Here is a 22,676-nt window from a genome sequence, read left to right as displayed (position 1 = left end):
CAGACAAAAAAAGGGAGGCCACCAGGGCCTCCCTTCTTCATGCAGCGGCCACGTTCAGAACAATACGCGCGAGCGGATGGTGCCCTTGACGTGTTGCAGCTTCTCTTGCGCCAGGTCCGAGTACTCGGCGTCGACGTCGATTACCACGTAGCCGACTTTCTCGTTGGTCTGCAGGAACTGACCGGAGATGTTGATGCCGTTTTCGGCGAAGACCTTGTTGATCTCGCTGAGCACGCCCGGGATGTTTTCGTGGATGTGCAGCAGGCGGTGCTTGCCTGGGTGCGCCGGCAGGGCCACTTCCGGGAAGTTGACCGAAGACACCGAGGTACCGTTGTCGCTGTACTTGACCAGCTTTTCTGCCACTTCCAGGCCGATGTTGGCCTGTGCCTCGGCGGTGGAACCACCGATGTGCGGGGTCAGGATCACGTTGTCCAGGCCACGCAGCGGGCTTTCGAACTCTTCGTCGTTCGAGCGCGGCTCGACCGGGAAGACGTCGATGGCGGCGCCGATCAGGTGCTTGTCCTTGATGGCTGTAGCCAGGTGATCGAGCTCGACCACGGTGCCGCGGGCAGCGTTGATCAGGATCGCGCCTTTCTTCATCGCGCGGATTTCCTTCTCGCCGATCATCCACTGGGTGGACGGCAGCTCTGGCACGTGCAGCGAGACGATGTCGGCCAGGCCCAGCAACTCGTTGAGGCTGGTGACCTGCACGGCGTTGCCCAGTGGCAGCTTGGTCAGCGGGTCGTAGAAGTACACCTGCATGCCCAGGTTCTCGGCCAGGACCGACAGTTGGGTACCGATCGAGCCGTAGCCGACGATGCCCAGCTTCTTGCCACGGATCTCGAAGGAGTTGGCCGCGCTCTTGATCCAGCCACCGCGGTGGCAGGAGGCGTTTTTCTCGGGGATGCCGCGCAGCAGCAGGATGGCTTCGGCCAGCACCAGCTCGGCCACCGAGCGGGTGTTCGAGTAGGGGGCGTTGAACACGGCGATGCCGCGCTCGCGGGCAGCTTCCAGGTCGACCTGGTTGGTGCCGATGCAGAAGCAACCGACGGCGACCAGCTTCTTCGCACAATCGAAGATCTCTTCGGTCAGCTGGGTGCGCGAGCGGATACCGATGAAGTGGGCATCGGCGATCTTTTCCTTCAGCTCGGCTTCGGGCAACGAGCCAGTGAGGTACTCGATGTTGGTGTACCCGGCGGCCTTGAGGGTATCCACCGCGTTCTGGTGCACACCTTCAAGAAGAAGGAACCTGATCTTGCTCTTGTCGAGAGAAGTCTTGCTCATCTGCGTAAACCTGTATCCCGGAGAAAAAATGGCGAGGGGTGAAACGGCGTCGGCCTTAGCACGAACAGCGGGAGCGCTATGCTAGCATACGCGACACAATCTGAGCTTATCCCGACAGGTGAAGAGTGCTCAGGGTGACTATGAATAAGTCGAGAGTTCCTGCGATGACCCACCCCGCGGTAATTGATGAGCTGATGACCCTTGTAGACCCTGGCAAGGTCCTGACCGACGCCGCGTCCCTGGAGGCCTACGGCAAGGACTGGACCAAGCACTACCCGCCAGCACCGTCGGCCATCGTCCTGCCGCGCAGCATCGAACAGGTCCAGGCGATCGTCGCCTGGGCCAATCGCCATCAGGTGGCCCTGGTGCCGTCTGGCGGGCGCACCGGCCTTTCGGCGGGCGCGGTGGCGGCCAATGGCGAGGTGGTGGTCGCCTTCGACCTGATGAACCGCATTCTCGACTTCGATGCCTTCGACCGTACCGTGGTCTGCCAGCCTGGTGTCATCACCCGCCAGTTGCAGGCGTTCGCCGAGGAGCAGGGTCTTTATTACCCGGTGGACTTCGCTTCGAGCGGCTCCAGCCAGATCGGCGGCAATATCGGCACCAATGCCGGCGGCATCAAGGTGATTCGCTACGGCATGACCCGCAATTGGGTCGCTGGCCTTAAGGTGGTCACCGGCAAGGGCGAGTTGCTGGAGCTGAACAAGGACCTGATCAAGAACGCCACCGGCTACGACCTGCGCCAGCTGTTCATTGGTGCCGAAGGCACCCTGGGCTTCGTCGTCGAGGCGACCATGCGCCTGGACCGGGCCCCGCGCAACCTGACCGCGATGGTGCTGGGCACGCCCGATTTCGACTCGATCATGCCGGTACTGCACGCCTTCCAGGGGCGGCTCGACCTGACGGCCTTCGAGTTCTTTTCCGACAAAGGGCTGGCCAGGATCATGGCCCGCGGCGATGTGCCCGCGCCGTTCGACACCGACTGCCCGTTCTACGCCCTGCTCGAATTCGAGGCCAGTAACGAAGACATCGCCAACCAGGCCCTGGCTACCTTCGAACACTGCGTGGCGCAAGGTTGGGTGCTCGATGGGGTGATGAGCCAGAGCGAGACCCAGCTGAAGAACCTGTGGAAGCTGCGCGAGTACCTGTCCGAGACCATTTCCCACTGGACCCCTTACAAGAACGACATCTCCGTCACCGTTTCCAAGGTGCCGGCGTTCCTGCGCGACATCGACGCCATCGTCAGCGAGCATTACCCGGACTACGAAGTGGTCTGGTACGGCCATATCGGTGACGGCAACCTGCACCTGAACATCCTCAAGCCCGAGCACATGAGCAAGGACGCGTTCTTTGCCTCCTGCACCAAGGTCAACAAGTGGGTGTTCGAGATCGTCGAGCGCTACAACGGCTCCATTTCTGCCGAGCACGGCGTGGGCATGACCAAGCGCGACTACTTGCACTACAGCCGCTCGGCCGAGGAAATTGCCTGCATGAAGGCAATAAAGGCCGTGTTCGACCCTAACGGCATCATGAATCCGGGTAAGATCTTCGCTCCCGTATAAAAGCAGTACCAAAGGAGTCGGCCATGAGTTACCAGCATCAGTACGTAGACGGCACGCGCATCCACTTCCCGCTGGGCAAGGTGGTGTGCATCGGCCGCAACTATGCCGAGCATGCCAAGGAACTGAACAACCCCATCCCCAGCGAGCCGCTGCTGTTCATCAAGCCGGGCAGCTGCGTGGTGCCGCTGGAAGGCGGGTTCAAGATCCCGACCGACCGTGGATCGGTGCACTACGAGGCGGAAATCGCCGTACTGCTGGGCAAGCCGCTGTCCTCCAAGGCCACCGAGGAAGAGGTGCTGGACGCCATTTCCGGCTACGCCCCGGCCCTGGACCTGACCCTGCGCGACGTGCAGTCCAAACTCAAGGAGAAGGGCCTGCCGTGGGAACTGGCCAAGAGCTTCGACGGCGCCTGCGTGCTGCCGCCGTTCGTCAGCGCCGCGAGCTTCGAGGATGTCACCGACATTCCCGTGCGCCTGACCATCAACGGTGAGGTTCGCCAGGATGGCAACAGCGCGATGATGCTCAACCCGATCGTGCCGATCATCCAGTACATGGCCGCGCACTTCTCGCTGCAGGCCGGTGACGTGATCCTCACCGGCACCCCGGCCGGTGTCGGCGCGTTCAATGTCGGCGACAAGCTGGTGCTGGAGCTGCCTGGGGTTTCGCGTTTCGAAAGCCAGGTGCTCTGAGGCTGGCTGCTGCTCCTGCCAATACGTGAAGCAACTGTCGTGCTCGGTGGGAGCGGGCTTGCCCGCGAAGCCGACACCGTGGTGGATGGCACGGGCTTCGCCCGTGTTCGCGGGCAAGCCCGCTCCCACAGGGATCGCGCCAGCTTTTAGAAGTTGAGCAAGACAGTTGCTCCCACAATTGCCCTGGCGCGGCAGAGCCCAGCGGCAACATTTGCGTTTTTTTCACAACCTATCGGGATAATGCGCGGATCTACGCACATTTCTCAGGAACCCCGCATGCCCTCTCCCTCCAGCGCCCAGGCAACCCCCAAGCGCCGTTTCTTCCTGCGTTGGCCCTTTGGCCTGGCCGTCGTGGCGGTGATCGCCTATGGCGTGGCAATCGCGATGCATTGGGACGACCGCGGCGTGCTGTGGATCAAGGAGCATTTCGAGAGCAAGGTCGAGCAGCGCGAAAGCGTGTGGTTGCCGGCCTATCGGGTAGACATCGACGGCAAGGCCTTCGGCGATGAGGACGACGAAGCCTCGGACCTGGCGTTCAATCCCAAGACCCGCACGCTGTTCGCAGTAATGGGCAAGAACCCGTTCCTGGTCGAGCTCAGCCTCGAAGGCGATATGCTGCGCAAGATGCCCCTGCAGGGTTGGGAAAACCCCGAAGGCGTGGCAGTGCTGGAAGACGGGCAGTTGGCCATCGTCGATGAGCGGCGCCACGACCTGACCCTGGTCAAGGTCGACGCCAGCACCACCACGCTCAATCGCACTGACTTCCAGAGCTACGACCTGGGTGAGTCGGTCAAAAGCAACAAAGGCTTCGAGGCCGTGGCCTGGGATGCCGTGCGCAAGCGCCTGGTGATCGGCGAGGAGCGTCCGCCACGGCTGTTCACCTGGAGCACCGATGGCCGCAGCCCGCTTGCTGGCGACAAACAGCCCCTGGCCAACGACGAACTGGACCTGCGCAACCTCTCGGCATTGAACGTCGATCCACGCACCGGCCACCTGCTGCTGCTGTCGGCCGACTCGAACATGCTGCTGGAGCTGGACGAGCAAGGCCAGCAGGTCAGCTTCATGACCCTGCTCGGTGGCTTCAACGGCCTGGCCGATACCATTCCGCGCGCCGAAGGCGTGGCCGTGGACGATCAGGGCAACCTGTACATGGTCAGCGAACCGAACCTTTTCTACCGTTTCAAGAAAACCCAGTAAGTCCTTCGGACTTTTCGGACCCGGCTTTTAAGATTTACTTCAGTTGTGCATGGTTAGATGGGCCTTCCCCACGTTGAGCCTTTCTACCATGCGTCGTCCCGTTCGCTCGTTGTTCATCGTAGGCCTGGCCGGGTTGCTGTTGCTCGGTGGTGTGGCTGCCCAGGAATTTCGACTGTTCGAGCGGGCCTGGTTCAACCTCAAGACCTGGTGGCAGCCCGCCACGCAGGGCATCGGGCTTGAGCGTTACCAGGTGGCGCTCGAGGCACAGCCCATCGAGGGGTTGAACGCCGACATCTCCGCGCTGACCTACGACCCGGATCGCAAGAGCCTCTTCACCGTCACCAACAAGAACCCCGAGCTGATCGAGCTCTCGCTCGACGGGCGCATCCTGCGGCGGGTGCCGCTGACCGGTTTCGGCGACCCCGAGGCGGTGGAATACGTTGGCACCAACAGCTACGTGATCACCGACGAGCGCCAGCAGCGGCTGATCCAAGTGCGGCTGGACGACGACACAGGGTTTCTCGACGCCGCTGACGCCGAGCAACTGACCCTGGGCATCGGCCTCAATGGCAACAAGGGTTTCGAGGGCCTGGCGTACGATTCGGTGGGCAAGCGCCTGTTCGTGGCCAAGGAGCGTGACCCGATGCTGATCTACGAAGTGCACGGCTTCCCCCACGACAACCCCGAACGGCCCTATGCGGTGCATGTGGTGCAGGACCGCAAGCGCGATGCGCGGCTGTTCGTGCGTGACCTGTCGAGCCTGCAGTTCGACGAACGCAGTGGTCACCTGGTGGCGCTGTCGGACGAGTCGCGGCTGGTACTGGAGCTGGATGTGAAAGGCAGGCCGTTGAGCACCCTGTCGCTGCGCAAGGGGTCTCAGGGCTTGAAGCGGACGGTGCCGCAGGCGGAAGGGATCGCGATGGACGACGCGGGGACTATCTACCTGGTCAGTGAGCCGAACCTTTTCTATGTCTTCAGGTTGCCGGCCGATTGATGGGGCGTGGGCGTCTTCTTCGCGGGGCAAGCCCGCTCCCACAGAAACCCGCTGCCGGAGTACCTGTGGGAGCGGGCTTGTCCCGCGAAGGGCATCACTCGGCCTTGAGGCTCTTCACGCCTTCGGCGGTGCCCAGCAGCAACAGGTCGGCCGGGCGGGCAGCGAACAGGCCGTTGGTGACCACGCCGACGATGGCGTTGATCTGTGCCTCGAGCTCCACCGGATTGGTGATCTGCAGGTTATGCACGTCGAGGATGACGTTGCCGTTGTCGGTCACCACGCCTTCGCGGTAAACCGGGTCGCCGCCCAGCTTGACCAGTTGGCGCGCCACATGGCTGCGGGCCATTGGAATCACCTCGACCGGCAGCGGGAAGGCGCCCAGGACCGGTACCAGCTTGCTGCCGTCGGCGATGCAGATGAAGGTCTTGGCCACTGCCGCGACGATCTTCTCGCGGGTCAGCGCCGCGCCGCCGCCCTTGATCAGGTTCAGGTGGGCGTCGCTTTCGTCGGCGCCGTCGACGTAGAACTCCAGTTCGCTCACGCTGTTCAGCTCGTAGACCGGGATGCCATGGCCCTTCAGGCGCGCAGCGGTGGCCTCGGAGCTGGCGACCGCGCCGTCGAAAGCGGTCTTGTGCTGGGCCAGGGCGTCGATGAAGAAGTTGGCGGTCGAACCGGTGCCGACGCCGACGACGCTCTTTTCATCCAGCTTGGGCAGAATGAAGTCGACAGCGGCCTGGGCGACGGCCTGTTTGAGTTGGTCCTGGGTCATGCGGGCTCCGAAAGGGGCGGGGGAGGTTTTCAAAGGGGGCTAGTATAACGGCTCGCGCGGCTTTGCTGTGGTCGCCCGACGTAGCGCTGGGGTAGACTCCCAGGCCTTGTCCCGCGGCCCAGTGATGCTTTCCCGATGCTCGAACAGTACGTCAAGAAGATCCTCACCTCGCGCGTTTACGACGTCGCGGTAGAAACCCCGTTGCACAGCGCCGGGCAACTGAGCAAGCGGCTGGGCAACCAGGTGCTGCTCAAGCGCGAGGACCTGCAGCCGGTGTTCTCGTTCAAGATCCGCGGTGCGTACAACAAGCTCGCTCAGTTGAGCGCCGAGGAACTGGCCCGTGGCGTGGTCACCGCGTCTGCCGGCAACCATGCCCAGGGCGTGGCCCTGGCCGCGCGCGAGCTGGGGATCAAGGCGACCATCGTGATGCCCAAGACCACACCCGAGATCAAGGTCGAGGGCGTGCGTTCGCGAGGCGGCAAGGTGGTGCTGCACGGCGACTCGTTCCCCGAGGCGCTGGCCTATTCGCTGAAGCTGGTGGACGAGAAAGGCTACGTCTATATCCACCCCTACGATGATCCGCACACCATCGCCGGGCAAGGCACCGTGGCCATGGAAATCCTCCGCCAGCACCCCGGGCAACTGGACGCTATCTTCGTGCCGGTCGGGGGCGGTGGTCTGATCGCCGGCATCGCCGCGTACGTGAAGTACCTGCGCCCGGAAGTGAAGGTAATCGGCGTGGAGCCGGACGACTCCAACTGCCTGCAGGCAGCGATGGCGGCGGGCGAGCGGGTGATCCTGCCGCAGGTCGGGCTGTTCGCCGATGGTGTGGCGGTGGCGCAGATTGGCCAGCACACCTTCGACATCTGCAGCCGCTACGTGGACGAGGTGATCACCGTCAGTACCGATGAGATCTGCGCGGCTATCAAGGATATCTACGACGATACCCGCTCGATCACCGAGCCTGCTGGCGCGCTGGGTGTTGCCGGCATCAAGAAGTACGTCGAACTCAAGGGCGTCAGCGGGCAGACCCTGGTGGCCATCGATTCAGGCGCCAACGTCAACTTCGACCGCTTGCGCCACGTGGCCGAGCGCGCCGAACTGGGCGAAAAGCGCGAAGCGATCATCGCCGTGACCATCCCCGAGCGTCCAGGCAGCTTCAAGGCGTTCTGCGAGGCCATCGGCAAGCGCCAGATCACCGAGTTCAACTACCGCAAGCACACCTCGGACGAGGCGCACATCTTCGTCGGGGTGCAGACCCACCCGGAGAACGACCCGCGTGCCGCGCTGGTGCAGCAACTGATCGACCAGGGCTTCCCGGTCACCGACCTGACCGACAACGAACTGGCCAAGCTGCATATCCGGCACATGGTCGGCGGCCATTCGGCCGGCGCCAGCGACGAGATCGTGTTGCGCTTCGAATTCCCCGAGCGGCCCGGTGCGCTGTTCAACTTCCTGACCAAGCTGGGTGGGCGCTGGAATATCTCGATGTTCCACTACCGTAACCACGGCGCCGCCGACGGGCGTGTGGTGGCTGGCCTGCAAGTGCCGGAAGACGAGCGCCACCTGGTGCCGGCGGCCCTGGCCAAGATCGGCTACCCGTATTGGGACGAGACCGAAAACCCGGCTTACCGGCTGTTTCTGGGCTAAGCGGCTAAGCTTGGGCTGACGATCGCCTGTACAAGGACAAGATGACATGGAACACCTGACGACCCTGAAAGCCCTGCACATCGCCGCCACCGCGCTCCTGCTGCTGGGCGCGCTGGGGCTGGCGGTGTGGACCGTGCTCGCGCGCCGGCGCGGCGATACCGAGGCGTACGCCAAGCTGCTGCGCAGGCCGCTGGTGTTCGTCTGGCTGGTGATGGGGGTGAGCCTGCTGAGCATGCCGTTCAGCGGCTGGTGGCTGGTGCATCTGGTCGGTTGGCCGCTGGGGCAGACCTGGGTGCTGGCCTCCAGCGTCATCTATACCGTCGGGGCGTTTGCCGTGTGGTGGCTGGTGGCGCGTCTGAACCGGTTGCGCAAGGCCGAAGTGGTGGGCTTGCGTTTTACCTTGGCATTGGCGGTGTTCAGCGGGGTGTGCTTCCTGTCGATTGCCGGGTTGATGGGGGCCAAGCCGGTCTGACGGCCCTACAGGTACGGCGCCGCCCTCGGGAACGGCGCAGAGCCTGTAGGAGCGGGCTTGCCCGCGAAGAGGCCGGAACAGACAAGGCTCAATCGCGCAGCGACACCACCGGCCAACCCTGCCGCTCGGCCTCGGCCCGCAGGTTCGGATCCGGGTCCACCGCCACCGGATGCGCCACCCGCTGCAACAGCGGCAGGTCGTTCATCGAGTCGCTATAGAAGTAGCTGTCCTCCAGGTCGAAACCGTTCTCCATCATCCACCGCTCCAGCCTCGTCACCTTGCCTTCACGGAAGCACGGTATATCGGTACTACGCCCGGTATAGCGGCCGTCGACCTGCTCGCATTCGGTCGCCAGCAATGTGCGCACGCCCAGGCGGCGGGCGATGGGGGCGGTGACGAAGCGGTTGGTAGCGGTGATGATCAGCAGCTGGTCGCCGGCCTCGCGGTGGCGCTGCAGCAAGGCCAGGGCCTTGGGCAGGACGATCGGCTCGATGCAGTCACGCATGAAGTCGCGGTGCCACTCGTCGAGTTGGGCAGGCTCCGTGGCGGCAAGGATTTCCATGGAAAAGGCCAGGTAGGCCTGCAGGTCGAGGGTGCCGTTCAGGTAGTCCTGGTAGAAGGCATCGTTGCGCCGCTTGTAGGCGATCGGGTCAAGGATGCCGCGTTCGCACAGGTAGTCGCCCCAGGCATGGTCGCTGTCGCCACCGAGGAGGGTATTGTCCAGATCGAATAAAGCCAGGCGCATCGCGGTCACTCGCATCAGCTACGGGGTAGGCCCGCAGAATACGGAGTTTTCACCTCGCTGCACATAAGCTTGGCGGGCGCGTTGCTGCGCTCGCAGGCTTTGTGGAACAATGCGGTGACATGCGTTTGCGAGGTTGCTGCCGTGATCGACCCGGATGGTTTTCGCCCCAATGTCGGGATCATTCTCACGAATGATGCCGGGCAGGTGCTATGGGCTCGACGGATCAACCAGGATGCCTGGCAATTCCCGCAGGGTGGCATAAACCCTGACGAGACGCCGGAAGATGCCCTGTACCGCGAGCTGAACGAAGAAGTTGGCCTTGAACGCGACGATGTGGAAATTCTTGCCTGCACCCGCGGCTGGTTGCGTTATCGTTTACCCCAGCGCCTGGTGCGTACCCACAGCCAACCGCTGTGCATCGGGCAGAAGCAGAAGTGGTTCCTGTTGCGCCTGGTGAGCAACGAGCAGCGGGTGCGGATGGACCTGACCGGCAAGCCTGAGTTCGATGGCTGGCGCTGGGTCAGTTATTGGTACCCGCTGGGTCAGGTGGTGACATTCAAGCGTGAAGTCTACCGCCGCGCCCTGAAAGAGCTAGCACCGCGTCTGCTGACGCGCGACTGACGACGGAGTTCGACCCCGAGCCATGCTCAATACGCTGCGCAAGATCGTCCAGGAAGTGAACTCCGCCAAAGATCTCAAGACGGCGTTGGGGATCATTGTCTTGCGCGTCAAAGAGGCCATGGGCAGCCAGGTCTGCTCGGTCTACCTGCTCGACCCGGAGTCCAACCGCTTCGTGCTGATGGCCACCGAGGGCCTGAACAAGCGCTCCATCGGCAAGGTCAGCATGGCCCCCAACGAAGGCCTGGTCGGCCTGGTCGGTACCCGGGAAGAGCCGCTGAACCTGGAGAACGCCGCCGATCACCCGCGTTATCGCTACTTCGCCGAAACCGGTGAAGAGCGCTTCGCCTCCTTCCTCGGCGCACCGATCATCCACCACCGCCGCGTGGTCGGGGTCCTGGTCATCCAGCAGAAGGAGCGTCGCCAGTTCGACGAAGGCGAGGAAGCCTTCCTGGTCACCATGAGCGCGCAGCTCGCCGGGGTCATCGCCCACGCCGAGGCGACCGGCTCCATCCGTGGCCTGGGCCGTCAGGGCAAGGGTATCCAGGAAGCGCGCTTCGTCGGCGTGCCGGGCTCGCCCGGTGCCGCCGTGGGCCGCGCAGTGGTCATGCTGCCGCCGGCAGACCTCGAGGTGGTGCCGGATAAAACCGTCGAAGACATCGACGGCGAACTCAAGTTGTTCCAGAACGCCCTTGAAGGCGTGCGTGCCGACATGCGCAAGCTGTCGGCCAAGCTGGCCACCCAGCTGCGCCCCGAAGAGCGCGCGCTGTTCGACGTCTACCTGATGATGCTCGAGGATGCAGCCCTGGGCGGCGAGGTGACCGAGGTCATCAAGACCGGCCAGTGGGCCCAGGGCGCGTTGCGCCAGGTGGTGGGCGAGCACGTCAACCGCTTCGAACTGATGGACGACGACTACCTGCGTGAGCGTGCCTCCGACGTCAAGGACCTCGGTCGGCGCCTGCTCGCCTACCTGCAGGAAGCCCGCTCGCAGTCGCTGGTGTACGCTGACAACACCATCCTGGTCAGCGAGGAGCTGACCCCGGCCATGCTCGGCGAGGTGCCCGAGGGCAAGCTGGCCGGCCTGGTTTCGGTATTGGGTTCGGGTAACTCCCACGTCGCCATTCTCGCCCGGGCCATGGGTATTCCCACGGTGATGGGCCTGGTCGACCTGCCGTACTCCAAAGTCGACGGCATCGAGCTGATCGTCGACGGCTACAAGGGCGAGGTCTTCACCAACCCCAGCGAGGTGCTGCGCAAGCAGTACAGCGATGTGGTCGAGGAAGAGCGCCAGTTGGCCCAGGGCCTGGATGCGCTGCGCGAGCTGCCCTGCGTGACGCCCGATGGCCAGCGCATGCCGCTGTGGGTCAACACCGGCTTGCTGGCCGACGTCGCCCGTGCCCAGCAGCGTGGTGCCGAAGGGGTGGGGCTGTACCGGACCGAAGTGCCGTTCATGATCAACCAGCGCTTCCCCAGCGAGAAGGAACAACTGGCGATCTACCGCGAGCAGTTGGCCGCCTTCCACCCGCTGCCGGTGACCATGCGCACCCTCGACATCGGCGGTGACAAGGCGCTGTCGTACTTCCCGATCAAGGAAGACAACCCGTTCCTGGGCTGGCGCGGCATTCGCGTCACCCTCGACCACCCGGAAATCTTCCTGGTGCAGACCCGCGCCATGCTCAAGGCCAGCGAGGGCCTGAACAACCTGCGCATCCTGCTGCCGATGATTTCCGGCATCCACGAACTCGAAGAAGCGCTGCACCTGATCCACCGGGCCTGGGGCGAGGTGCGCGACGAAGGCACCGACGTGCCGATGCCGCCGGTAGGGGTGATGGTGGAGATCCCGGCTGCGGTCTACCAGACCAAGGAACTGGCGCGCCAGGTGGACTTCCTCTCGGTCGGTTCCAACGACCTGACCCAGTACCTGCTGGCCGTCGACCGCAACAATCCGCGGGTCGCCGACCTGTATGACTACCTGCACCCGGCCGTGCTGCAAGCCCTGTATACCGTGGTGCGCGATGCCCATGGCGAAGGCAAGCCGGTGAGCATCTGCGGCGAGATGGCCGGTGACCCGGCGGCGGCGATCCTGTTGATGGCCATGGGCTTCGACAGCTTGTCGATGAACGCCACCAACCTGCCGAAGGTGAAGTGGATGCTACGCCAGATCAACATGAGCAAGGCCAAGGAGCTGCTGGCCGAAGCCATGACTCACGATAACCCGCAGGTTATCCACAGTTCGTTGCAGCTGGCGCTGAAAAACCTGGGCCTGGCGCGGATGATCGGGCCGGGGGCCAACAAGCCGCTCTGAGGTCTGCGCCGGCCCTTTCGCGGGACAAGCCCGCTCCCACAGGTGCCACACTGTTCTCAAGGGCAGTGCAGTACCTGTAGGAGCGGGCTTGTCCCGCGAAAGGGCCGGCCATGATGGCATCAGACCTCCAGGCAAACCTCACCCAGATGCCCACCAAACGGCCCGAAGCTGCGCTCCACCAGCCGGCGTCGACCCTGATCATCCACGATCAGCACCGTACTCGCCCGAGTCCCATAGTTCTGGCTGGCAATGAACACGCTCGACAACAGCTTCTCCGTGGCCAACCCCACGCCCGTTTCCGGCAAGTCTGCATCCGCCGCGGTTTCTCCATCGGCCAGCAACGCCAGCAATCGCTGCGGGTCTGCCGACTCCAGCAACCCCTCCAGCCCCCTGCGCGCCTTCACCAGCTTCGGCCAAGGCGTATCCAGCCCGGCATTGGAAAGCCCATAAACCCCAGGTTCGAGTATCCGCGCAGCTGCCTCGCGCGCATGCAGGTAGCCCAGTTGCCGCCCATCGCCCACCAACAAGTTGAACCCCGAATACTGCCTGCTGCGGCTGGCCACCTGGTCAAGGTAGGCCTCGACGCCAAGCTCGCCCTGCAGGTACGCCGCCACCAGTTCGCCACGCGAGCGGGGCCCCAACGGTTGCCCGGGTTCACGAATGTTGGTCAATGCGGCGAAGCGCCCCTGGGGCCCGACACCCAGCCAGGTACCGCCAGCCTCCAGGTCGCGCCCGGCATGCACGCCGGGAGCGTCTTCCCACGCACCCAGCGCCTGGGTGGGTCGGGCATAGAACTCGTCGCGGTTGGCCGCGACGATCAGCGGCAGGGCGTGCCCCGGCCGCCAGGCGAATACGATCAGGCACATAGGTAGGATCCCTGTGTTTTCGCCCACTGTACCGAGCGCGGCGGTGGCGATCCATCCTGTCACAGAGTTCACTAGAGCGGCGGGGCCGGCTTCCGTTACCATGCCGCATCGATTTCTCGGGGACGACGAATGGAGTTCGTACTCTATCTGCTGTTGGGAGCCTGTGCCGGCGTGCTGGCCGGGCTGTTCGGCGTGGGCGGCGGCATCATCATCGTACCGGTGCTGGTGTTCAGCTTCACCTTGCAGGGCTTCGACGCCTCGGTGCTGACCCACCTGGCTGTCGGCACTTCGCTGGCGACCATCGTCTTCACCTCCATCAACGCCGTGCTCGAACACCACCGCAAGGGCGCGGTGCAGTGGCCGATCTTCGCCTGGATGACCCTCGGCATCCTCCTGGGTGCCGGTGTCGGCGCCAAGACCGCCTCGCTGATCCAGGGCCCGCAATTGCAGAAGATCATCGGCGTGTTCGCCCTGGTGATCGCCGCGCAGATGGCCCTGGACGTCAAGCCCAAGGCCAGCCGTGGCACCCCTGGCAAGCCGGCGTTGATCGGCATGGGCGGGGTGATCGGCTGGGCCTCGGCGATCTTCGGCATCGGCGGTGGCTCGCTCACCGTGCCGTTCCTGACCTGGCGCAGCCTGCCGATGCAGCAGGCGGTGGCCACGTCCTCGGCTTGCGGCCTGCCGATCGCCCTCGCCAGTGCCCTGAGCTTCATGCTGCTGGGCTGGCACGAGGAGCACCTGCCACCCCATAGCCTGGGCTTCGTGTACCTGCCGGCATTGGTCGGCATTGCCGTGACCAGCATGTTTTTCGCCCGTTTCGGCGCGCGTCTGGCGCACAAACTGTCGCCACGCCTGCTCAAGCGTCTGTTCGCCGCGCTGCTGTTCTGCGTGGGCCTGAGCTTTTTGATTTGAACCAAGAGGAATTTGCATGCTGCCTTACCCGCAGATAGACCCCGTGGCCGTAGCCCTCGGCCCGCTGAAGATCCACTGGTACGGCCTGATGTACCTGATCGGTATCGGTGGCGCCTGGCTGCTGGCCTCGCGCCGGCTGAACCGCTTCGATCCGACCTGGAGCCGGGAGAAGCTCTCCGACCTGGTGTTCTGGTTGTCGATGGGGGTGATCGTCGGCGGGCGCCTGGGTTACGTGCTGTTCTACGACCTGCACGCCTACCTGGCCAACCCGACACTGATCTTCGAGGTGTGGAAGGGCGGTATGTCTTTCCATGGCGGCTTCATCGGCGTGATGCTGGCGGCGCTGTGGTTCGGCAAGCGCAACAACAAGTCGTTCTTCGAACTGATGGACTTCGTCGCGCCGCTGGTGCCGATCGGCCTGGGCGCCGGGCGCATCGGCAACTTCATCAACGCCGAGCTGTGGGGCAAGCCCACCGACGTGCCTTGGGCGATGATCTTCCCGCCGTTCAGCGACCCCGCGCAGCTGCCGCGTCACCCGTCGCAGCTGTACCAGTTCGCCCTGGAAGGCGTGGCGCTGTTCGTCATCCTCTGGCTGTTCTCGCGCAAGCCACGGCCAACCATGGCGGTGTCCGGCATGTTCGCGTTGTTCTACGGCATCTTCCGCTTCATCGTCGAATTCGTCCGCGTGCCGGATGCCCAGCTGGGTTACCTGGCCTGGGGCTGGCTGACCATGGGTCAGATTCTTTGCGTGCCGATGATCCTGGCTGGCCTTGGCCTGATCTGGTGGGCTTATAATCGCAAACCCACGGCGAAACCCGCCTGAATATTCCCACGGCAGGGGTGATCCCCTTGCCGTTCTTGCTACAGGTAAGCCATGAAACAGTATCTGGACCTGGTCCGCGACGTCATCGAAAACGGCACGCTGCAGGAAAATCGCACCGGTATCCGCACCATCAGCCTGCCGGGCGCCATGCTGCGTTTCGACCTGCAGAAGGGCTTCCCGGCCATCACCACGCGCAGGCTGGCGTTCAAGTCGGCGATCGGCGAGATGGTCGGCTTCCTGCGGGGCGTGAAGAACGCTGGTGAATTCCGTGAGCTGGGCTGCAAGGTCTGGGACCAGAACGCCAACGAGAACGCCCAGTGGCTGGCCAACCCGTTCCGCCAGGGGCATGACGACCTGGGCGAGATCTATGGCGTGCAATGGCGCCAGTGGCCGGGCTACAAGCGCATCGCGCTGAGCAACCCGGCAGCCATCGAGATGGCCGAAAAGGCGGGCTTTCGCAAGATCGCCCAGGACGAGGAGAATGGCCAGGCGTTCGTGGTTCTGTACAAGGCCATCGACCAGGTGCGCCAGTGCCTGGACACCATCGCCAACGACCCGGGCAGCCGGCGCATCCTGTTTCACGGCTGGAACTGCGCGCAGCTGGACGAAATGGCCCTGCCGCCGTGCCACCTGCTGTATCAGTTCCATCCGAATGTCGAGACCCGGGAAATTTCCCTGACCCTCTACATCCGCTCCAATGACCTGGGCCTGGGCACGCCGTTCAACCTCACCGAAGGCGCGGCGTTGCTGTCGCTGTTCGGTCGGCTGACTGGCTACACCCCCCGCTGGTTCACGTACTTCATCGGCGATGCCCATGTGTACGAGAACCACCTGGACATGCTCAACGAGCAGCTCAAGCGCGAACCGCTGGAAGCGCCGAAGCTGGTGATCAGCGACCGAGTGCCGGATTTCGCCAAGACCGGGAAATACGAGCCGCAGTGGCTGGAGATGATCGAGCCGAGCGACTTCAGCCTGGAAGGGTACGAACACCACGCGCCGATGACGGCACCGATGGCGGTCTGATCCCTGGATTGACAGGGGCGCAAGGCCGCTCCCACAAGCGCTCCCCGTGGCAGCGGCCTTGCGTCGCGATTGGGCTGCAAAGCAGCCCCGCGATCTCAATGCCCGTGGCTGCGCCCGACGTGCGAATGCTCGGTATCCGGCACCGATACCGCACCATTCTCTTCCAGCCGCTGCAGGATCGCGCACTCGGCACCTTGCGCGCTGCAGCGCCTGCGCAGCTCCACCAGTTGTGCCTGCAGCGCCACCAGCCCGTCGATACGCGCCTGCACGTGCTCGATATGCTCGTCGATCAACGCATTGACGCTGCCGCATGAATCGTCTGGGCTGTCGCGCAGGCGCAGAAGGCTGCGGATCTCGTCCAGGGTCATGTCCAGGGTGCGGCAGTTGCGGATGAAGGTCAGCCGCTCCACGTGTGCCTGGGTGTACTGCCGGTAATTACCTTCGGTGCGCGCCGGCTCCGGCAGCAATTGCTCGCGCTCGTAATAGCGGATGGTCTCGACGGGGCAGTCGGTGGCCTTGGCCAGTTCTCCGATCTTCATGGCGAAAACTCCAGCAGATGGCTTGACCCTATAGTGGCTACAGGGTGTTCACTTGGCAACAGGCCCATTTAAGGACGTCCCCATGAACCAGCCTGTCAGTCACGACCATGATCACGAGCACGCATCCACGCATGCGCACGGCCACGCATGCTGTGGCTCGCATGCCGCGCCGGCCCTGGTGCAACTGACTGAAACGGCCAGTGACGCAGCCCAGGTCAGCCGTTTCCGAATCGACGCCATGGATTGCCCCACTGAACAGACCCTGATCCAGGACAAGCTGGGCAAGCTTGCAGGCATCGAACAGTTGGAGTTCAACCTGATCAACCGCGTGCTCGGCGTACGCCACACCCTGGGCGATACCACCGAGATCGAGCGCGCCATCGACAGCCTTGGCATGAAGGCCGAGCCGTTCGACGATGCCGATGACGCCGCCCCCAGCGCAGCGCAGCCCCATGCGACCCGCTGGTGGCCGCTGGCATTGTCCGGTATCGCCGCGGTCGCTTCGGAAATCGTGCACTTCGCCGGGCTCGCCCCTGAGTGGCTGGTGGCGCTCTTGGCCCTGGCCGCCATCCTCGGCTGTGGTCTGGGCACCTACAAGAAGGGCTGGATCGCCCTGAAGAACCGTAACCTCAACATCAACGCCTTGATGAGCATCGCCGTGACCGGCGCGGTGCTGATCGGCCAATGGCCGGAAGCGGCGATGGTCATGGTGCTGTTCACCGTTGCCGAATTGATCGAGGCGCGCTCGCTGGACCGCGCGCGCAACGCTATCAGTGGGCTGATGCAACTTACGCCGGACATGGCCACGGTCAGGCAGGCGGATGGCGAGTGGCGCGAGGTCGAGGTCGGCGACGTGGCCGTCGGCGCGTTGGTGCGCCTGCGTCCCGGTGAACGCGTCGGCCTGGATGGCGAGGTGACGAGCGGACAGTCCAGCGTCGATCAGGCGCCGATCACCGGCGAAAGCCTGCCTGTCGAGAAGGGCGTGGGCGACAAGCTGTTCGCCGGCACCATCAACCAGGCCGGCGCCCTCGAGTACCGGGTGACCGCCGCCGCAGGGCAGTCGACCCTGGCACGTATCATCAAGGCCGTTGAACAGGCGCAAGGGGCACGCGCGCCCACGCAACGCTTCGTCGACCGGTTCTCGCGCATCTACACCCCAGTGGTGTTCGCCTTGGCGCTTGCCGTTGCGGTCATTCCACCGTTGTTGCTGGCCGGCGCCTGGTTCGATTGGGTCTACCGCGCCCTGGTGCTGCTGGTGGTGGCGTGCCCCTGCGCGCTGGTGATCTCGACCCCGGTGACCATCGTCAGCGGCCTGGCCGCAGCGGCGCGCAAAGGCATCCTGATCAAGGGCGGCGTGTACCTGGAAGGCGGCCGCAAGCTGGACTTCCTGGCGCTGGACAAGACCGGCACCCTCACCCACGGCAAGCCTGTGCAGACCGATGCCCAGGTGCTCGATCCACGCTTCGAGGGCCGCGCCCAGGCATTGGCCGCGAGCCTGGCCACGCGCTCGGACCACCCGGTTTCCGGCGCCATCGCCCAGTTCGCCAAGGCGCAGGGTTTGTCGTTGAGCGAAGTCGACGGGTTCGCTGCCCTGGCTGGCCGTGGCGTGCGCGGGGACATCGACGGTGAGGCCTACCACCTTGGCAACCATCGCCTGGTCGAGGAGCTGGGGTTGTGCTCGCCAGCGCTCGAAGCGCAACTCGATACCCTGGAGCGCCAAGGCAAGACGGTGGTCCTGTTGCTCGACCGCTCCGGCCCGCTGGCGCTGTTCGCCGTGGCTGACACGGTCAAGGACAGCAGCCGCCAGGCCATTGCCGAACTGCATGCACTGGGCATCAAGACGGTCATGCTCACCGGTGACAATCCACACACCGCGCAGGCCATCGCTGCCCAGGTGGGCATCGATCGCGCCGAAGGCAACTTGTTGCCAGCCGACAAGCTGCAGAGCATCGAGCACCTGTATGCCCAGGGCCATCGGGTGGGCATGGTCGGGGATGGCATCAACGACGCACCGGCTCTGGCCCGCGCCGAGATCGGCTTCGCCATGGCGGCGGCCGGTACCGATACCGCCATCGAGACCGCCGACGTGGCCTTGATGGATGACGACTTGCGCAAAATCCCGGCGTTCGTCAGGCTGTCGCGCCAAAGTGCGGCGATCCTGGTGCAGAACATCGTTCTGGCGTTGGGCATCAAGGCCATTTTCCTGGCGATCACCTTCGCCGGCATGGCCACGCTGTGGATGGCGGTATTCGCCGACATGGGCGTCAGCCTGCTGGTGGTGTTCAATGGTCTGCGCCTGCTGCGCAAGTAACGAGGTCCTGCAATGCTGAGTGCCGAGCTCAAAGCCTTCTACATGGTGGCCCGCCTGGGCAGCATCACCCAGGCGGCGAAGAAGCTCGGGCTCAGCCAGCCCACGGTGACCACGCAGATCCGCAACCTGGAAAGCCACTACGCGGTGGAGCTGTTCTTCCGCGGCGGCCGGCGCCTGGTGCTGAGCGAAGAGGGCGTGCGCCTGTTGCCGATGGTCAAGGCACTGTTGCAGCAGGAGGCCGACATCGAGTTCGAGCTGCGCAACAGTGGCCAGGCCCAGGGCAGCTTGCGCATCGCCGCCACGGCGCCTTACTACATCCTTGACCTGGTGAAGATCTTTCGCGAGCGCCTGCCCCAGGTTGAGGTGGCGGTGGAGATCGGCAACTCCCAGCAGGTGGTGGAAATGCTCGAGGATTACCGGGTCGATATCGCCGCATCGTCGCAGCTGGTCGAAGATGCGCGGCTGGTGCGGCGAGTGCTGGGCACCGACCCGCTGGTGGTGGCGGTGCACCGCAATCATCCGTTGGCGCATCGCCAGTCAGTGTCCATCGAGGCGGTGGCCGGGCACTGCCTGCTGATGCGCGAGCAAGGCTCGACCACGCGCAAGCTCACCGAGCAGATGATGCAGGCTGCCGAGGTCACGGCCGGAGCGCTGTTGGAGATCGGCAGCCGCGAGTCGATCCGCGAGGCGGTGCTGCGCAACATCGGCATCAGCATCATCGCTCGGCATGAAGTGCCGCATAACGCCGAGCTGCGGGTGTTGGCGCTGGAGGATGCGCCGGTGATGCACGAGTACCTGTATTGCCTGAAAGAGCGGCGCCAGGCCCGGTTGCCGGCGGCATTTCTGGGGGTGGCGCAGGAAGTGGCCGGGTCGCAGTTCTAGCGTCGTCTTCTTCGCGGGCAAGCCCGCTCCCACAGGTACTGCTTCGCTCTCTGGTTCCGTGCAGTACCTGTAGGAGCGGGCTTGCCCGCGAAGAGGCCCTCAACGCCACTACAAAATCTGCCTATACCACTATCACCCGCTTTTGCCCTAAAGCCACATAACCTTCGCACTGCCTTCCTAGCATGGCCTCACTTGTTCGATGAGGCCTTGCCATGAACCACGCCACTCCAGGCGCACAGATGAAAGTGCGCGGTATCCACAAACGTTTCGGCGCCTTCACCGCGCTCAACGATGTTTCCCTGGACATATCCGCTGGTGAGCTCGTGTGCCTGCTGGGCCCGTCGGGCTGTGGCAAGACCACCCTGCTGCGTTGCATCGCCGGGCTCGAACGCCAGGATCGGGGCGAGCTGTACATTGGCCAGAGAGACATCTCCGAACTGCCGCCCCAGGCCCGTGACTACGGCATCCTGTTCCAGTCCTATGCGCTGTTCCCCAACCTCACCGTCGAAGCCAACATCGCCTATGGCTTGACCGGCAGTGGCCGTGACGCCAGCCGCCAGCGGGTGACCGAGATGCTCGAGCTGGTCGGCCTTGCCGGCAGCGAGAAGAAATATCCCGGCCAGTTGTCCGGTGGCCAGCAACAACGGGTGGCACTGGCCCGGGCGTTGGCGCCGTCGCCGTCGTTGCTGTTGCTCGATGAGCCGATGTCGGCGCTCGATGCCCGTGTCCGCGAGCACTTGTGTAGCGAGCTGCGCCAATTGCAGCGCCAGCTCGGCATCACCACGTTGATGGTCACCCACAACCAGGACGAGGCCATGCTCATGGCCGACCGCATCGCGGTGATGAACAACGGCCAGGTCGAGCAGTACGCCACCCCGCAGGAAATCTACGACCGTCCCGCCACCCCGTTCGTCGCCGATTTCGTCGGCCAGGGCAACTGGCTGCCGTTCCAGCGCAGCAGCGACAGCCATGCGCGGGTCGGTGGCATGAACATGCGCCTGGCCCCAGGGGCCACGCAGGCCCGCAGTGGCCGGCTGTTCTGCCGCCCGGAAGCGATCACCGTCAACCCCGTCGTGCATGAGGAAAACCTGTTTCCGGCCAAGCTCAACGAGATCACTTTCCTCGGCAACCGTTGCCGCATGAGCTTCGAGTTCAAGGCCCTGCCAGGCCATGCGCTGCTTGCCGAACTGGCGCCGGAGGCCATGCCGCGCCTGGGCTCGCAGGACATCTGGGTGGCGCTGCCGCCACAGAGCCTGCAGGTGTTCGCCTGAGATGGGCGCGCCAATGACCCTGCCGCTCGGCCAGGCCAAGCGTGCATCGCGTGGCGGAGTCGCCCTGGGTGACCGCCTGTTCGTAGTCGGCGGCAAGAGCTTGCTGCTGGTGCTCCTGCTGCTGGCGGTGGTGATGCCGCTGCTGGCGATCTTCTGGCGTGGCTTCAGTGGCGATGCCGGCCAGGGCGGTGGCGTGCTGGCGGCGCGCGAGTTGTTCGCCAGCGCCAACTTCCGCTGGCTGCTGGGCAACAGCCTGGCGGTCGCCTGCACCGTGGCCGCCATCGTGGTACCGCTGGCTTACCTGTTCGCCTACGCCCTGCAACGCACGCTGATCCCGGCCAAGGGCCTGTGGCGCGGCATCTCGCTGTTGCCGCTGTTGGCGCCGTCGATGCTGCCGGCCATTGCCCTGGTCTACCTGTTCGGCAACCAGGGCCTGCTGCGCGATTTGCTCAGCGACAACATCTATGGTTTCTGGGGCATCGTCCTGGGCGAAGCCATCTACACCTTCCCGCATGCGCTGATGATCCTGCTCTCGGCCCTGTCGCTGGCCGATGCGCGGCTGTTCGACGCGGCTTCGAGCATGGGCGCCGGGCCCTGGCGGGCGTTCTCCAGCATCACCTGGCCGGCTTCGCGCCAGGCGGTATTCGCGGCTTTCTGCCTGGTGTTCACCTTGACCATCACCGACTTCGGCGTCCCGGTCGTGGTCGGTGGCGACTATCAGGTGCTGGCGCTGGAGGCCTACAAGGCGGTGGTCGGTCAGCAACAGTTCGGCCGTGGCGCGTTGATCGGCATGGTGCTGCTGGTGCCGGCGCTGCTGAGCTTCGCCGTCGATGCCTGGCTGCGTCGACGTCAGGGCGACGCCATGAGTGGTCGTGCCCAGGCCTTCGAGCCCAAGCCGTCACGCCTGCGAGATGCCTGCTTCCTGGCCCTGGTGTTGCTGGTTTGCGCGGTGCTGCTGGTGGTGATCGGCATGGCGGTGTACTCGTCGCTGGTCACCTTCTGGCCATACAACCTGACCTTGTCGTTCAAGCACTACATGTTCGAGGACACGGCAGGCGGTGGCTGGCTGGCTTACCGCAACAGCGTGACCATGGCCATCTGCACCGCGCTGGTCGGCAGCCTGGTGATCTTCACCGGGGCCTACCTGATGGAGAAGACCCAGGGTCAGCGCCTGCTCAACCAGATCCTGCGTCTGTTGAGCTTCATCCCCATGGCGGTGCCGGGCCTGGTACTGGGTCTGGGCTACGTATTCTTCTTCAACCTCGCCGGCAACCCGTTGCACGTGTTCTACGGCAGCATGGCGTTGTTGGTGCTGTGCACCATCGCTCACTACCTGACCACTGCGCAGATGACCGCGACCACCGCGCTGCGCCAGCTCGATGGTGAGTTCGAAGCCGCCGCGCTGTCGCTCAAGGCGCCGCTGTACAAGCACTTCGTACGGGTCACCGTGCCGATTTGCCTGCCCGCGCTGCTGGATATCGTTCGCTATCTGTTCGTCTCGGCGATGACCACTGTCTCGGCGGCGATCTTCCTCTACAGCCCCGACACCATCCTGGCCGCCGTCGCGGTGTTGAACATGGACGACGCCGGCAACGTCGGTGGTGCCGCCGCCATGTCGACCCTGATCCTGCTCACCAGTGCCGCCGCGTCCCTGCTGCTGGCCGCGGCTTCGCGTGGCCTGCTGCGCCGCTCCCAGGCCTGGCGCCAGCGCGCGCCGGGTCACTGACCGATTGCCCACAACGTCTGATTGCCCAACGATAGGAA

General features: G+C 64.4%; 20 protein-coding genes. 15 read left to right on the top strand and 5 right to left on the bottom strand.

All coding sequences use genetic code 11. The features are described from left to right. Window positions 1-54 precede the first annotated feature (54 nt). A complete protein-coding gene (gene serA, locus E6B08_RS28825; protein WP_136917080.1) occupies window positions 55-1,284 on the bottom strand; it encodes a phosphoglycerate dehydrogenase in 1,230 nt (409 codons plus the stop codon). A 164-nt stretch (window positions 1,285-1,448) separates the two neighbouring features. On the opposite strand from serA, the gene E6B08_RS28820 reads away from it, so the two are divergent. The 4 genes from E6B08_RS28820 (at window position 1,449) to E6B08_RS28800 (ending at window position 5,726) form a co-directional block, all read left to right on the top strand. Next, complete coding sequence (locus E6B08_RS28820; protein WP_136917079.1) at window positions 1,449-2,846, top strand: FAD-binding oxidoreductase; 1,398 nt, start codon at window positions 1,449-1,451, stop codon at window positions 2,844-2,846. Between the two features lie 23 nt (window positions 2,847-2,869). Then, window positions 2,870-3,535: a fumarylacetoacetate hydrolase family protein gene (locus E6B08_RS28815; protein WP_136917078.1), complete on the top strand. Its 666-nt coding sequence runs from the start codon at window positions 2,870-2,872 to the stop codon at window positions 3,533-3,535. A gap of 276 nt (window positions 3,536-3,811) precedes the next feature. Continuing rightward, window positions 3,812-4,732 carry an SdiA-regulated domain-containing protein gene (locus E6B08_RS28805; RefSeq protein WP_136917077.1) on the top strand — a complete coding sequence of 307 codons (921 nt, stop codon included), beginning with the start codon at window positions 3,812-3,814 and terminating at the stop codon, window positions 4,730-4,732. Window positions 4,733-4,820: 88 nt separating this feature from the next. Next, window positions 4,821-5,726: an SdiA-regulated domain-containing protein gene (locus E6B08_RS28800; RefSeq protein WP_136917076.1), complete on the top strand. Its 906-nt coding sequence runs from the start codon at window positions 4,821-4,823 to the stop codon at window positions 5,724-5,726. A gap of 94 nt (window positions 5,727-5,820) precedes the next feature. Here E6B08_RS28800 and rpiA read toward each other — a convergent pair whose 3' ends face one another. After that, window positions 5,821-6,495 (bottom strand): ribose-5-phosphate isomerase RpiA, encoded by a 675-nt coding sequence (gene rpiA / locus E6B08_RS28795; RefSeq protein WP_133325188.1) that lies wholly within the window; start codon window positions 6,493-6,495, stop codon window positions 5,821-5,823. A gap of 135 nt (window positions 6,496-6,630) precedes the next feature. Here rpiA and ilvA point away from each other — a divergent pair, with 135 nt between their 5' ends. Together ilvA and E6B08_RS28785 are read left to right on the top strand one after the other, a co-directional pair. Then, window positions 6,631-8,145, top strand: coding sequence for a threonine ammonia-lyase, biosynthetic (gene ilvA / locus E6B08_RS28790; RefSeq protein WP_136917075.1), 1,515 nt, complete (start codon window positions 6,631-6,633; stop codon window positions 8,143-8,145). Between the two features lie 46 nt (window positions 8,146-8,191). Then, complete coding sequence (locus tag E6B08_RS28785) at window positions 8,192-8,617, top strand: DUF2269 family protein (RefSeq protein WP_136917074.1); 426 nt, start codon at window positions 8,192-8,194, stop codon at window positions 8,615-8,617. An 88-nt stretch (window positions 8,618-8,705) separates the two neighbouring features. Here the strand turns inward: E6B08_RS28785 and E6B08_RS28780 are convergent, their stop codons facing one another. Then, window positions 8,706-9,362, bottom strand: coding sequence for an HAD family hydrolase (locus E6B08_RS28780; RefSeq protein WP_136917073.1), 657 nt, complete (start codon window positions 9,360-9,362; stop codon window positions 8,706-8,708). 141 nt (window positions 9,363-9,503) lie between these two features. Between E6B08_RS28780 and E6B08_RS28775 the strand changes: the two genes are divergently transcribed. After that, window positions 9,504-9,983, top strand: a complete 480-nt coding sequence (locus E6B08_RS28775; protein ID WP_003249017.1) for an RNA pyrophosphohydrolase — start codon at window positions 9,504-9,506, stop codon at window positions 9,981-9,983. A gap of 22 nt (window positions 9,984-10,005) precedes the next feature. Then, entirely contained in the window at window positions 10,006-12,285 is a 2,280-nt protein-coding gene (gene ptsP / locus E6B08_RS28770; protein WP_136917072.1) for a phosphoenolpyruvate--protein phosphotransferase, read from the top strand. 119 nt (window positions 12,286-12,404) lie between these two features. On the opposite strand, the gene E6B08_RS28765 is transcribed toward ptsP, so the two are convergent. After that, a complete protein-coding gene (locus E6B08_RS28765) occupies window positions 12,405-13,151 on the bottom strand; it encodes an NRDE family protein (RefSeq protein WP_136917071.1) in 747 nt (248 codons plus the stop codon). Between the two features lie 129 nt (window positions 13,152-13,280). Here E6B08_RS28765 and E6B08_RS28760 point away from each other — a divergent pair, with 129 nt between their 5' ends. The 3 genes from E6B08_RS28760 to E6B08_RS28750 are packed head-to-tail and all read left to right on the top strand — an operon-like array spanning window position 13,281 to window position 15,909. Then, entirely contained in the window at window positions 13,281-14,063 is a 783-nt protein-coding gene (locus tag E6B08_RS28760; RefSeq protein WP_136917070.1) for a sulfite exporter TauE/SafE family protein, read from the top strand. Between the two features lie 16 nt (window positions 14,064-14,079). Beyond that, window positions 14,080-14,886, top strand: a complete 807-nt coding sequence (gene lgt, locus E6B08_RS28755) for a prolipoprotein diacylglyceryl transferase (protein WP_136917069.1) — start codon at window positions 14,080-14,082, stop codon at window positions 14,884-14,886. A gap of 51 nt (window positions 14,887-14,937) precedes the next feature. Continuing rightward, a complete protein-coding gene (locus E6B08_RS28750; protein WP_136917068.1) occupies window positions 14,938-15,909 on the top strand; it encodes a thymidylate synthase in 972 nt (323 codons plus the stop codon). Window positions 15,910-16,004: 95 nt separating this feature from the next. Here E6B08_RS28750 and cadR read toward each other — a convergent pair whose 3' ends face one another. Further along, window positions 16,005-16,448: a cadmium resistance transcriptional regulator CadR gene (gene cadR / locus E6B08_RS28745; RefSeq protein ID WP_136917067.1), complete on the bottom strand. Its 444-nt coding sequence runs from the start codon at window positions 16,446-16,448 to the stop codon at window positions 16,005-16,007. Between the two features lie 82 nt (window positions 16,449-16,530). On the opposite strand from cadR, the gene E6B08_RS28740 reads away from it, so the two are divergent. From E6B08_RS28740 to E6B08_RS28720, 4 genes are all read left to right on the top strand, one after another. Beyond that, window positions 16,531-18,759 (top strand): heavy metal translocating P-type ATPase, encoded by a 2,229-nt coding sequence (locus E6B08_RS28740; RefSeq protein WP_136917066.1) that lies wholly within the window; start codon window positions 16,531-16,533, stop codon window positions 18,757-18,759. A 12-nt stretch (window positions 18,760-18,771) separates the two neighbouring features. Then, window positions 18,772-19,641 carry a LysR family transcriptional regulator gene (locus E6B08_RS28735; protein WP_136917065.1) on the top strand — a complete coding sequence of 290 codons (870 nt, stop codon included), beginning with the start codon at window positions 18,772-18,774 and terminating at the stop codon, window positions 19,639-19,641. 212 nt (window positions 19,642-19,853) lie between these two features. After that, the gene (locus tag E6B08_RS28725; RefSeq protein WP_136917064.1) at window positions 19,854-20,912 is read left to right on the top strand and encodes a putative 2-aminoethylphosphonate ABC transporter ATP-binding protein; all 1,059 of its coding nucleotides are present in this window, start codon (window positions 19,854-19,856) and stop codon (window positions 20,910-20,912) included. Between the two features lies 1 nt (window position 20,913). Further along, window positions 20,914-22,638, top strand: coding sequence for a putative 2-aminoethylphosphonate ABC transporter permease subunit (locus E6B08_RS28720; RefSeq protein ID WP_136917063.1), 1,725 nt, complete (start codon window positions 20,914-20,916; stop codon window positions 22,636-22,638). Window positions 22,639-22,676 lie beyond the last annotated feature (38 nt).

This window comes from Pseudomonas putida, from assembly GCF_005080685.1.
GTDB lineage: Bacteria > Pseudomonadota > Gammaproteobacteria > Pseudomonadales > Pseudomonadaceae > Aquipseudomonas > Aquipseudomonas putida_V.
The sequence above is the reverse complement of the archived record's forward strand: the minus strand, read 5'-3'. Positions and strand labels throughout refer to the sequence as shown.

What these genes read in the sequence shown, in the direction of transcription:
- serA (WP_136917080.1), bottom strand. Translation starts at nt 1,284, where the DNA reads ATGAGCAAGACTTCTCTCGACAAGAGCAAGATCAGGTTCCTTCTTCTT.
- E6B08_RS28820 (WP_136917079.1), top strand. Translation starts at nt 1,449, where the DNA reads ATGACCCACCCCGCGGTAATTGATGAGCTGATGACCCTTGTAGACCCT.
- E6B08_RS28815 (WP_136917078.1), top strand. Translation starts at nt 2,870, where the DNA reads ATGAGTTACCAGCATCAGTACGTAGACGGCACGCGCATCCACTTCCCG.
- E6B08_RS28805 (WP_136917077.1), top strand. Translation starts at nt 3,812, where the DNA reads ATGCCCTCTCCCTCCAGCGCCCAGGCAACCCCCAAGCGCCGTTTCTTC.
- E6B08_RS28800 (WP_136917076.1), top strand. Translation starts at nt 4,821, where the DNA reads ATGCGTCGTCCCGTTCGCTCGTTGTTCATCGTAGGCCTGGCCGGGTTG.
- rpiA (WP_133325188.1), bottom strand. Translation starts at nt 6,495, where the DNA reads ATGACCCAGGACCAACTCAAACAGGCCGTCGCCCAGGCCGCTGTCGAC.
- ilvA (WP_136917075.1), top strand. Translation starts at nt 6,631, where the DNA reads ATGCTCGAACAGTACGTCAAGAAGATCCTCACCTCGCGCGTTTACGAC.
- E6B08_RS28785 (WP_136917074.1), top strand. Translation starts at nt 8,192, where the DNA reads ATGGAACACCTGACGACCCTGAAAGCCCTGCACATCGCCGCCACCGCG.
- E6B08_RS28780 (WP_136917073.1), bottom strand. Translation starts at nt 9,362, where the DNA reads ATGCGCCTGGCTTTATTCGATCTGGACAATACCCTCCTCGGTGGCGAC.
- ptsP (WP_136917072.1), top strand. Translation starts at nt 10,006, where the DNA reads ATGCTCAATACGCTGCGCAAGATCGTCCAGGAAGTGAACTCCGCCAAA.
- E6B08_RS28765 (WP_136917071.1), bottom strand. Translation starts at nt 13,151, where the DNA reads ATGTGCCTGATCGTATTCGCCTGGCGGCCGGGGCACGCCCTGCCGCTG.
- E6B08_RS28760 (WP_136917070.1), top strand. Translation starts at nt 13,281, where the DNA reads ATGGAGTTCGTACTCTATCTGCTGTTGGGAGCCTGTGCCGGCGTGCTG.
- lgt (WP_136917069.1), top strand. Translation starts at nt 14,080, where the DNA reads ATGCTGCCTTACCCGCAGATAGACCCCGTGGCCGTAGCCCTCGGCCCG.
- E6B08_RS28750 (WP_136917068.1), top strand. Translation starts at nt 14,938, where the DNA reads ATGAAACAGTATCTGGACCTGGTCCGCGACGTCATCGAAAACGGCACG.
- cadR (WP_136917067.1), bottom strand. Translation starts at nt 16,448, where the DNA reads ATGAAGATCGGAGAACTGGCCAAGGCCACCGACTGCCCCGTCGAGACC.
- E6B08_RS28740 (WP_136917066.1), top strand. Translation starts at nt 16,531, where the DNA reads ATGAACCAGCCTGTCAGTCACGACCATGATCACGAGCACGCATCCACG.
- E6B08_RS28735 (WP_136917065.1), top strand. Translation starts at nt 18,772, where the DNA reads ATGCTGAGTGCCGAGCTCAAAGCCTTCTACATGGTGGCCCGCCTGGGC.
- E6B08_RS28725 (WP_136917064.1), top strand. Translation starts at nt 19,854, where the DNA reads ATGAACCACGCCACTCCAGGCGCACAGATGAAAGTGCGCGGTATCCAC.
- E6B08_RS28720 (WP_136917063.1), top strand. Translation starts at nt 20,914, where the DNA reads ATGGGCGCGCCAATGACCCTGCCGCTCGGCCAGGCCAAGCGTGCATCG.